Genomic DNA, 9796 nt, shown 5'->3' with positions numbered 1-9796 from the left:
ACCGGTACGGAACCTCCACATCACCGCGTTGAAGTAGCCGCGCAGGTCGGGGATCGGCCCCGACGCCCCCAGCGGGAGGTGCGGCTCGATCAGCTCCCACTCGCCGTCGGTCAGGTCGCCACGGGTCATACAACCGTGCTACCAGCCGGAGCATCCGAACGCGAAAGACGATCATCCCGCCTGTGATCCGGACTCGGAACAGGTCCTAGTGCATGCCATCTGGCTGAGGAGCGCAGGCGACTGGGGCTGACTCAGCGTCAGGTGGCCGAGCTGATGGGTGTCTCCCCGGGCCGGGTGAGCCAGATCGAGAACGGTGATCTCGACGCCAACGAGGTCGCGACGCTGAGCCGGTACGCCCGGGCGCTGGGTGCCCGCATGCGGATCATCTTCGACTATGGCAACGACCTCCGCCAGATCGCCTGACCGGCCGTTGTCTTCCACGAAGCCATGATCGTTTCCGTTTGACCCCGCCCCCCACCGAACCGCCCAGCATGCGCGCCGGGAGAGCGCGGGCAAGAGGTGGAAGGAACACGGGCTGATCTTCCCGAGCACGGTCGGCACCCACATGGAGCCGCGGGGGCTGAACACCCACATGTCCAAGCTGTGCAAGCGCACCGGGCTCCCGCACCTTGGCTCACATGCGCTACGGCACACCGCGGCGACGATGGCTTGCGTCGACACCACCGTCATCGCGCTCTGGCTCGGCCACGAAAGCCCGACCAGCACCAGGGTCTACCTGCACGCCGACATGGCCCTCAAACAACAGGCGATCACCCGCACGGCCCCACCCGGCACCGTCTCGGCCCGCTACCAGCCGACAGACGCACTGCTTGCCTTCCTCGACGCGCTCTGACCGGAACGACCCCCGCGCCGTTATGCCGCGCCCACGAAGATCAGCCCGCTTCCTGACAAGTAACGGAGCAGGCAGCGCAGCATAACGGCCGGCCCGTCATAAGGCGTGTAATGCCGGCACCGGCATTAGGCTCCTTTCTTGATGAACCCGGTGTCGTCGATGACCAGCACCCCCTGCGGGGTCCCGAGGTGTTCGACCAGGTAGTCGCGGACGTCGTCGCGGGCCGCGTCGACATCCCAGTCGGCGGTCCGCAGCAGCCGCTGCATCCCGTCCGGCGACACCTCCTCGGCATGCTCGGCAATGGTCCAGCCGTTCTTGCGCTCCAGCTCGGAGAGCAGCCCCTCCAGATACCGGAGCATCCGCGCTCGGGGCTCAGCCCGGGCGAACCGGCCACCGACCCGTTCACATACCCGGTCAAGCTCGTCCCGCCACATCCCCACATCAACATCGTTCACGTCATGTACAACACCCGAGCAGCGCACACCCTGCCACCAAGTGCCGTTGCAGTATTAGGGCGGACTCGGGTATCAGTGGTGATGGTTCTGTTCCATACGGTCACCGGTGTCGAGAAACGTCATCGTTTCTCGACACCGCCGGGGATACCACCTTCCGACGGTACGAACCCTGCCACTTATCACGGCCATGTACTGCGGCAGGCCCCATCGTTTCGTCATTTTTTGTTCGGGTTCCAGTGTCCGAGAAAAGGGGCGGATTCCCGGGAGTCAGAATTATGGTTGTCTGCTGGGTCGCGTGGATGGTCATCCAGGGGATCGAGCTCTGCGCAGCCGCAGCCGCAGCCGCAGGTGCGCATGGATGGTCACGTCGCGACCTGCGACGCGGGCTGTCAGCAGAACTCGAAATTTCGGCGTTACTCAGTCGACCCGACTGTCCACAAAGCGTACGAAGATCTGCGCCAAAAGGCAGCAGCAATGTCACGGAGACGGTCTGCCGACTGTGACTGCTTAAATATAAGCGCACGCACGCGTGCGTTACCGGCAGTCAAGGTCGAAATCAAGTGTCGACGTTCAGTTGTGTACTTCTTCACCGCACCTTGCCGGCCGACCGGCCTTCGCGGCTAGGGTTCTGCCGTGCTTTCGCAAGGAGGGCACGCGTCGGACGAAACACGCCGAGTCCTGCCCCGTCCGATGATCGCCAAACCAACGGCAGGAGCGGGGGAACCACTTCCCGGGCGCCGCGAAGCGCCCTTGGGGTGAAGCCGCAAGATGCGGCCGGGCATTTCCCAGCCCGAACCCGACAGCTCACCTCGCAGGCGTGGGGAAAGGGCATCAAGATGTCCCATGCGCGTGCTCGGCATCGCGGAACCAGGCGGACCACAAGGTATACTCGCTCGCTAGTCGCCATTCCGACGCTTGCCGCCGCCATCGGCGGCGTCGGCATCGGAGTCTCGGGGCCCGCCAGCGCGGCACCATCCGAAGACCAGATATTGTCGGCAATTGTTCAATGCGAGTCCGGAGGCAACCCGACCACCGTCAACTCGATAGGCGCCGGCGGGCTGTTCCAGTTTCTTCCCGGCACGTGGCAGGCGGTCGGTGGAACCGGGCTGCCGCAGAACGCCAGCGTTGCCGAGCAATGGAAGCGTGCCCGGATCCTGTACGCCCAGCAGGGCACGGCTCCCTGGACCGCATCGCAGTCCTGCTGGGCTGGAAAAGTCGGCAGTGTCGCCGACACGGCTCCGACCGCTACTGAGTCACAACCAGCGAATGCCCAGGAACAACCGACGAGCTCGGCCGGCGGGGGCGGGAACAACGCCGGCGACGGGAACAACGCCGGCGCCGCTCCCCAGGATGCCGGCAGCCTTCCAGTCCCTCCCTCCACCACGGACCACCACTGGCCTTCCTACCAGTCGTCCTGGTATCAGGACACCCGCCCGGCCGACGACTAGACGGCGGACGTTGGGGCGTTCCTCCAGACGACCCTGCCAGCCGAGCAGGCAAACAGCTGCCCGTTCCTGAAGGGAAATCTTCGGAAATCCCGAACCGCCCGTACTGGTGCCGTCGCGGGCCCGCCCCGATGGACGAGATAACGGTTATACAATAATCAGTGTCGCTTGGATGGGCGTAACCGAAATCAAGCTCCAGGTTCCTGGCCTACGAAGATGAAAGCAAACAAAATCGAACATCGGCCTAACTCGGTGGCATTGGTGCAGGAGTCCCCGGCTTTCAGCCGGACCGGAGCCAAAGGAAATCCGGCCGGGCGCCGTACGGCGCCCGGCCGGAGGAGCGATCGGTAGCATCGAACATGACGTGCGGGAGAGCGTCAGGGGCGGGGCGGTGCCGTCCCGCACGGCTAAATGTCCGATAATGACAGTATGATTATGCTCAGCAATGGTTTGGATGCTGGGACGCCGTTCCCCCACGTTGTGGCTGGTTTCCGCCGCCGGGAACCTGCCGCCTCCACGGCTGGCATCGGCGGAGATCTGTTGCGTTATGGGAAAGCAAGACATAACGGACTCCGTCTGAATGTTGATCAGATCGCCAGGGTGGGCTCGATGAAGGCAGTCGACACCCGTAGGCGCGGTTCGGTGTCGACGGCGAGTTCGTAGTGGCCACGGCGGATGTTCCGCACGAACGCATGCCCGGGGTTGACGGTCTGGGCGGAACGGACACGTTGTAGTCCGCACATCGGCCGCAGCCTGACCTTCGGCTGGCCGTGATCGGACTCGATCCGGTTGTTTGCCCGCCGGGCGTCGATGTGACAGGAGGCTGGGCAGCAGCTCGTCGAGGACCCTTGGGTAGGTGGCGGCCTGCTCGGCGCTCACCTCGACCGGGCGCCGGCCGTGCGACAGCGCGACGGTGAAGAAGCGGTGGGCCACGGCCAGATCGCGGTGGTCGGCGGCGAGGACGTCGATGACCTGGCCGTCCTGGTCGACCAGCGGCGTCCTTCGCCGCCCTGCGCGGTGCCCGTCCGATCGGGGCCTTCTCCGGCAGGATCCACCGGCATCGTCTCAACCGGGGTGGGGACGGCCAGGCCAACACCGCCCTGCACCGGATCGTTCTCACCCGGCTGCGCTGTGATCCTCGGAGCCGGACCTACCAGCAGCGACGGATCGCGGAAGGCGCGACCCGACGGGAGATCGTCCGCTGTTGGAAGCGGTACGTCGCCCGGGAGATCTATCACGCGCTCCCGCGGACCACCGGCCGGACGGCTGGACTGGTCGGTCCAGCGGCTTGACGAACATAGGGGCGTCAGACCCGCACGGACAGTGTCGCCCATCGACGCCGCAGGAAGTATCCGGTCATGCCGCTCCCCGGGCACTCGACCCGGTGCCTGTCGACGGCCGCGTCAACGTCGGCTCCAGCCTGTCGCCACTCGCACTGATCGAGTTACGCCGCCGTTGCCCCGTTGCCCCGTTGCCCCTGGCTCCGCGTCGGGCCATGGAATCTGGTAAGGTCGATGCGTTGCAGTTGGAGTTTCCTCGAACGTTTCGAACGCCCGTGGAGTCTGACAGCGGGCGTTTTTCGTTTTCCAGTCCTATCCGACATGGGGACGATCACACCACGGCAACCCGGGACTCGCAGCAGGCGGCCCGGTACGGCCCCCACGAAGGAAAAGAACACATGGCTCAGGGCACTGTGAAGTGGTTCAACGGCGAGAAGGGCTTCGGGTTCATCGCCCAGGACGGCGGCGGTCCCGACGTCTTCGTTCACTACTCGGCCATCGACAGCGCCGGCTTCCGCAACCTGGAGGAGAACCAGCGCGTGGAGTTCGACATCACGCAGGGCCAGAAGGGTCCGCAGGCCGAGCACGTCCGCCCGGTCTGATCTGCGGTCGCGGACGATCATTCTTGTCGGTCGCGTCGAACACGGTGACGAACGGCCGCATCGAGGCCCATGGGCGGCTTGCAAGATCTAGCGGGTCGGAGTCGCGTGTGGGTGGATAGCCCGCGGTCCGTTCGGCCTTGCCGAGGACGACCGTCGCTAGGACCGTGACCGACCAGCACTGCACGTCCCTCCCGGGCTTTGTACCGTGCCGAAGCTGACGTCGGGGCGGTCATCGGCGGTTTCAGTCGGGTCGTGGCCGTGCGATGGTCAGCGGTCGTGCTGTTTCGGTCGACGTATCTGATCACGGTGAGGCTGTCTGGCTCGCTGAGTCTGGCGCTGCGCAGATCCGCGGTGAAGGATGTCGAGATCCTGATGCCAAGGCACGAGGTCCCGGTCCTGCGCCGTCAGGTTGCCCACCGCGCCTCTCATGGCCGGACCGTGGGATCTTGTCCGCGTTGACGCGGCTGCTACCCGACGAACTACGTCGCCATCGCATTGTCGCTCCTGCCACGCTGTCAGCGTGGCATCACCGTCTGGTCACACGCCGGTGGACGTACCCGAACCGGCACGGACGCCCAACAATCGATGACGAGCTGCGCGAGCTGGTCGTCCGGCTGACCCGGGAGAACCCTCACGGGGGCACCGCCGCGTTCAAGGAGAACTCACCCGGCTCGGACGGCGCTGTTGCATTCGCCGATCACAGGCGATCTTCACTGCGGATCTTCCTGTCGGACGCGCTCATGTGCCCCGGTCAGTGGGCTACCAGCCGCCCGGAGCCGTGTTGGTGAGCCTCGACGCCGGAGGACTTGCGGCCAAGATCTGCCGGTGTACGCGAATGCAACAGTGCCCTCCGAAGCCCGGGCGGAGCCGCGGGCCTCCGGTCAGTGGTCGCCGGACCAGGGGCCGACTCCCCCGACGCGGTCAACGGAGATCGAGAGCACGTAGCCCTCGGGCGGGTTCGGCGTCGGGGGGTAGCTGGCGTCCGGGCCGAGGTAGACCTTGGCGAGGCGGTTCAGGAGGGCGGGCGCGCCGCCCTCGTTGACCGTGGCACGCCCGTGGACGATGAGGTACTCGGCCAGGCCGGCCGCGTTTGTCACGCCGCCTTCGATGGTCAGTACGACCCGCGGGTCCCGCCGGATGTTACGGATCTTCTGGTACTCCGCCAGATGGGCGGTCACGATGGCGTCCCCGTCCAGCCCCACCACACCACGCTCGCCTGCGGGCTGCCGTCCGGGTTGAGGGTGACCAGGTGACCCAGATGCCCACCGGTGATCACAGATCGCGCCTCGTCGGTCAGTGCGGCCACGCAGACCCCCTCGGTGTCAGGTAGGAGGCGGCGCCCGGAGCAGCGGGAACCACCGTCCGCACCAGCCTAGTGTGGGCAGCGGGACTGTAAATACTAAGCGTGGTGGCTGTCCGGCGTGTTGACTGTCCGAGTGGTGCGTCGTCCACACCGAGTTTTGACTGTTTGCAGCAGGGCTGGTGCGTGTACCGGGCGGCAGGTCGGTCCTGGTCAGCACGCGGGGTACCCGACCCGGAGGAGCTTTCGCGCGAGCAGCGCGTCGTGCTTGCCCGCCAGCTCCTGGCGGGCAATGCCGAGCTGGCTGAGCGGTGCCGCCGGACGGAGGAGAAAGCCGCCGAGACCGTACTGCGCGGAGCGCGTTTCGGACGTCCGCGTCAGTTGGCGTCGGGCTGCGCGCGGGGGGTGGGCCGTGACAGCTGGAGTTCGGATCGTGGGGCGCTGCCGCTGCTGCGCCGGTCTCCCTTGTCGTGCTCTGGCTGCCCGACGCCGCCTCGTAGCGACTCGAAAATAGCCATGCCCTGGCCGACAAGGGCACTGGCGATCTCGCCGATGCCGTCCGCGCCGTTCAGCACGGTGACGTTCGCTCCCGCCAGACCAGACGCTGCCTGCTTGACGATCTCGGGCAGTTGATCGATTAGCATCCGGTCGAGTGCGACACGGTTATGTGACGCCGCAGCTTCGGCCTGGATCTTCATCTTCTCGGCCTCGGCCAGGGCCAGGATGCGCACCCGCTCGGCCTCTGCTTCAGCCGGCTTGACGACTTCGGCGACGAGCTGCTGTTGGCGCAGCTCCGCCTCGCGCTGGGCCAGCTCGGTCTGGGCGGCGATGACGCCACGCTGGGCCTGCGCCTTGGCCAGCGGTCCTGCCTGAGCGGCTTCGGCCTGCGCCTTGTCGATCTCGGCTCGGTACTGGGCCTGCACGACGGAGGTCTGTCGCGCGTACTCGGCCTGCTTGCGCTGCGACTCCTGCTCGGCCTCGGCGGCTGCCTGGTTGGCCTGCGCCTGCGCGATCTGGGCCTGTCGTTGGATGGCAGCGTTGTGTGGCGCCGCGATAGCCGCGATGTAGCCGAGCCCGCCGTCGTCGATGGACTGGATCTGCAGCGCGTCGACTGTCAGCCCGATCCTGGCCATCTCCTCCTTGGAGCCGTCCAGTACCTCGGTAGCGAGCTTCTGCCGCTCCTGGATTATCTGCTCGACCGTCATCGAGCCGATGATCGACCGCAGATGGCCGGCGAAGATCCGTCCGGCCAGCACCGACATTTGGTCCTGGTCTGACAGGAAGCGCTGGCCGGCGTTGACGATGCTTTCGCTGTCGTTGCCGACCTTGAATGCGATGACGGCGCGGACGTTGAGGGCGATGCCCTGGTGGGTCACGCAGGTCTCGGCAACCTCCGCCTCGCACATGGACAGCTTCAGGAAACGAACCTTACGAAAGAACGGTATGACGAAGCCGCCGTGCCCGGTGACCACACGGAACGGTGCCTCGCCGCGGTTCTTGCCTCCCGAGATCAGCATTGCTTCGTCAGGCGCAGGCACTCTGTAGCCCAGCATCGTTGCTCCCTCAGACCAAGTCAGCTACCGCTGTCGACCGTGATGGTGAAGTCTGTCCACGGCACCACGTCGACGGTACGCGGCCCCCGGCTACCGACCACGAGGACGGAAGCGCCCTTGGGCAGCGGGTCGTCGGACCAGGCGAGGTAGGTCTCGACACCGCCACGCACCTTCAGTTTCACCTCGCCAGCGCCGCCAGGGCCCCGAGTGGCGACGATGAGGGGGCCGACGCGACCGATGACCGACGAGTCACCCACGGCATTCCTCCTCCCGCCCATGCTTCCGAGTAGCCATCGTCGACCGCTGAACACCACTGTGGCAGGCGGGATGTCCTGTGCGGAGGGTACTGGTGCCGAAGACTGTGTCATGGGTCTTGACCTACAGCATCATCCTGCGGCCAGCTGTCCATGGCCGTCTATCTTGACGGTCCCCGCTCGGGCATGGTCGGGGCTTGTGGCCCTGCGTCTGCCATACCTGATCCTGCCGCATCCTGCTGGGCGTCTCCGGCTGGCGCTGGTACTGCTGACACGTTCGGCCGCCGCGAAGGAGGCCGGGATCCTCGTGTTACGCCACCAGGTCGCGCCTTCCACTTTTCGGCCCCGCAGCGGGGGACACGGTCGCCTACCCGGCTGTCGTCCCGTCAGGGCTGTCGGTGCCCGGGCCGGGGCGGTCATGGGGCCGGTTGAGCGCCTCGTCGCCGGAGCGCAGCTTGTCGATGTCGCGCCTCCTCACGCACCGCCATCTTGGCGGCACATACTCACCGCGAATCTCCGGGCTGTGCGCCACCTGACATCCGGTTAGTAACTGTTCAAGAGGTTGCTGAGGGCCCGCTGTGTACGGGTGTGGCGACGATCGGGTTGCCGCGGTCCAGTCTCATCAGCAGTTCATGAGGACCTTCCGGCAGCACGAAAAGATGATCGTTCCGCCTTGGGTTCAGGCGCCGGCGGCGGTGACGATGCCGTCGGTGGCGAAACCCGCGATCAGACCGAGCAGGATTCCGTAGGCGAGCAGATCCATACGTCGGGTTCTCGCCGCTACGGTGATCAGTTGGATGACGACGTAGAGGATCGACCCTGCCGCCAGCGTCAGGAAGGCCACGCTGAGGGCTTCGTTGGTGAAGCTGTGTCCGACAGCGGTACCGATGAATGTGGGGCCGCCGCCGATAAGACCCATGGTCAGCAGAAATCCCCAGCCGGGGCGGACGGGGGTACCAGCGGTGTCGCCGGCCAGCGGTGCGACGATTCCGAAGCCTTCGGTGGCGTTGTGCAGCCCGAAGCCGATGACCAGCAGGGTGGCCAGCGTGACTTCACCGGAGGCGGCGGACTGGCCGATGGCCAGGCCTTCAGCGAAGTTGTGCAGCCCGATCCCCGCCGCGATCAGCAGGCTGAGGCGTTTCGCCGGGGACCATGCTGCCAGGCCGACCTGTCGAGTTGTCAGTTCCCCCGCGGCCATCGTGCCCGGTCCGAACCGGCGTTCTCCGCCGGCGGCATGGCCCATCCACCGCTCATAGACCACCAGCGACAGCAGACCCACCGCGATCCCGCCGTTGAACAGTAGCCCGTAACCGACCGCCCGGCCGATGCCGTGGTGGTCGGTGTGTATCTCGGTCAGCGCCCCGTCGATGGGCTCCCAGGCCGCAGACAGCACATCCCACACCAGGAACAGCAACACGCCGACCGCCGCCGCGTTCAGGAGCGCACGCAGTGTGGGTGCGGACCGCCTGAGTCGCCCTACCGGCAGGCCGAGCAGAATCGTCGCTCCGGCGATGGCGCCGAGTAGCAGCGTGCGGCCCAGACCCATGTGTCCTCCTCCGACAGATCAGTTAGGTTAGGCTGTCCTAAATTGTGTGTAGAGGCAAGTTTTTCCTGATGGGACTGCTGACCGGACGGTTCAGCGGTGGGAGCGACTCACCTCCGAGGCACCTACTGCTGGGAGCGCTGTTGCGTTCACCGATTACCGACGATCTTGATTGCAGGCCTTCCCGCCGAAGGAAAAGTCTCCCGATACGCACCTACGGGTGGCGGCTGCCGCGGGCATCCCCGCCGAACCCTGGCCGCACCGCCTGGCACGACTGGCAGTTCGAGCTGTCCCCACCCAGCAGGCGCCTCCTTCGCCCAGCAAATGCGTGGCCAACGGGTGGAGCCACTCGCCCCTGTCGAACACGCCCCGCTCCCGGTTCACTGGGAGGAGTCGAAACAGGTGAGAGAACTCGTCTCACGGTGTCCGCGAGGGCCTCGGTCAGGTGCCGACGTAGGCCGCGAGGTGCTCGCCGGTGAGGGTGGAGCGGGCGGCGACGAGGTCGGCGGGT

The 9796-nt window shown here is 66.3% G+C and carries 9 protein-coding genes, 3 pseudogenes and 1 riboswitch; of the genes and pseudogenes, 5 read left to right on the top strand and 7 right to left on the bottom strand.

Features of this window, described 5'->3' with window-relative positions:
* Positions 1–219: 219 nt before the first annotated feature.
* Together AC5LSR_RS03245 and AC5LSR_RS03240 are read left to right on the top strand one after the other, a co-directional pair.
* Positions 220–423, top strand: a complete 204-nt coding sequence (locus tag AC5LSR_RS03245; protein WP_493468133.1) for a helix-turn-helix domain-containing protein — start codon at positions 220–222, stop codon at positions 421–423.
* 103 nt (positions 424–526) lie between these two features.
* Positions 527–853 (top strand): annotated as a pseudogene (locus tag AC5LSR_RS03240) (tyrosine-type recombinase/integrase); the annotation flags it as partial.
* Between the two features lie 131 nt (positions 854–984).
* Here AC5LSR_RS03240 and AC5LSR_RS03235 read toward each other — a convergent pair.
* Positions 985–1287, bottom strand: a pseudogene (locus tag AC5LSR_RS03235) (transposase); the annotation flags it as partial.
* Positions 1288–1993: 706 nt separating this feature from the next.
* Positions 1994–2140, top strand: a riboswitch (cyclic di-AMP (ydaO/yuaA leader).
* A 4-nt stretch (positions 2141–2144) separates the two neighbouring features.
* On the opposite strand from AC5LSR_RS03235, the gene AC5LSR_RS03230 reads away from it, so the two are divergent.
* Complete coding sequence (locus AC5LSR_RS03230) at positions 2145–2756, top strand: transglycosylase family protein (RefSeq protein WP_445548506.1); 612 nt, start codon at positions 2145–2147, stop codon at positions 2754–2756.
* Positions 2757–3340: 584 nt separating this feature from the next.
* Here the strand turns inward: AC5LSR_RS03230 and AC5LSR_RS03225 are convergent.
* Positions 3341–3743: pseudogene (locus AC5LSR_RS03225) on the bottom strand (DDE-type integrase/transposase/recombinase); the annotation flags it as partial.
* A gap of 20 nt (positions 3744–3763) precedes the next feature.
* On the opposite strand from AC5LSR_RS03225, the gene AC5LSR_RS03220 reads away from it, so the two are divergent.
* Positions 3764–4045, top strand: a complete 282-nt coding sequence (locus AC5LSR_RS03220) for a transposase (RefSeq protein ID WP_493468132.1) — start codon at positions 3764–3766, stop codon at positions 4043–4045.
* 386 nt (positions 4046–4431) lie between these two features.
* A complete protein-coding gene (locus AC5LSR_RS03215) occupies positions 4432–4635 on the top strand; it encodes a cold-shock protein (RefSeq protein WP_131764847.1) in 204 nt (67 codons plus the stop codon).
* 881 nt (positions 4636–5516) lie between these two features.
* On the opposite strand, the gene AC5LSR_RS03210 is transcribed toward AC5LSR_RS03215, so the two are convergent.
* The 5 genes from AC5LSR_RS03210 to AC5LSR_RS03190 all read right to left on the bottom strand — a co-directional run bounded on the left by AC5LSR_RS03210 (position 5517) and on the right by AC5LSR_RS03190 (position 9288).
* Positions 5517–5813 carry a pyridoxamine 5'-phosphate oxidase family protein gene (locus tag AC5LSR_RS03210; RefSeq protein WP_250286248.1) on the bottom strand — a complete coding sequence of 99 codons (297 nt, stop codon included), beginning with the start codon at positions 5811–5813 and terminating at the stop codon, positions 5517–5519.
* Positions 5810–5941 (bottom strand): pyridoxamine 5'-phosphate oxidase family protein, encoded by a 132-nt coding sequence (locus tag AC5LSR_RS03205; RefSeq protein ID WP_250286246.1) that lies wholly within the window; start codon positions 5939–5941, stop codon positions 5810–5812. The genes AC5LSR_RS03210 and AC5LSR_RS03205 overlap by 4 nt, the downstream gene beginning before the upstream one ends.
* 371 nt (positions 5942–6312) lie before the next feature.
* Entirely contained in the window at positions 6313–7488 is a 1176-nt protein-coding gene (locus AC5LSR_RS03200) for an SPFH domain-containing protein (RefSeq protein WP_250286244.1), read from the bottom strand.
* A gap of 20 nt (positions 7489–7508) precedes the next feature.
* Positions 7509–7745, bottom strand: a complete 237-nt coding sequence (locus tag AC5LSR_RS03195) for an NfeD C-terminal domain-containing protein (protein ID WP_250286242.1) — start codon at positions 7743–7745, stop codon at positions 7509–7511.
* A gap of 676 nt (positions 7746–8421) precedes the next feature.
* On the bottom strand, positions 8422–9288 hold the full coding sequence (locus AC5LSR_RS03190) for a ZIP family metal transporter (RefSeq protein ID WP_250286240.1): 867 nt from the start codon (positions 9286–9288) through the stop codon (positions 8422–8424).
* Between the last annotated feature and the right edge of the window lie 508 nt (positions 9289–9796).

It is taken from the genome of Protofrankia sp. CiP1_Cm_nod4, assembly GCF_982290645.1.
This window is presented reverse-complemented; position numbering and strand designations above follow the sequence as displayed.

Bases quoted from the DNA above. Each gene is read 5' to 3' on its own strand.
- AC5LSR_RS03230 (WP_445548506.1), top strand. From the start codon at position 2,145: ATGTCCCATGCGCGTGCTCGGCATCGCGGAACCAGGCGGACCACAAGG.
- AC5LSR_RS03215 (WP_131764847.1), top strand. From the start codon at position 4,432: ATGGCTCAGGGCACTGTGAAGTGGTTCAACGGCGAGAAGGGCTTCGGG.
- AC5LSR_RS03200 (WP_250286244.1), bottom strand. From the start codon at position 7,488: ATGCTGGGCTACAGAGTGCCTGCGCCTGACGAAGCAATGCTGATCTCG.
- AC5LSR_RS03190 (WP_250286240.1), bottom strand. From the start codon at position 9,288: ATGGGTCTGGGCCGCACGCTGCTACTCGGCGCCATCGCCGGAGCGACG.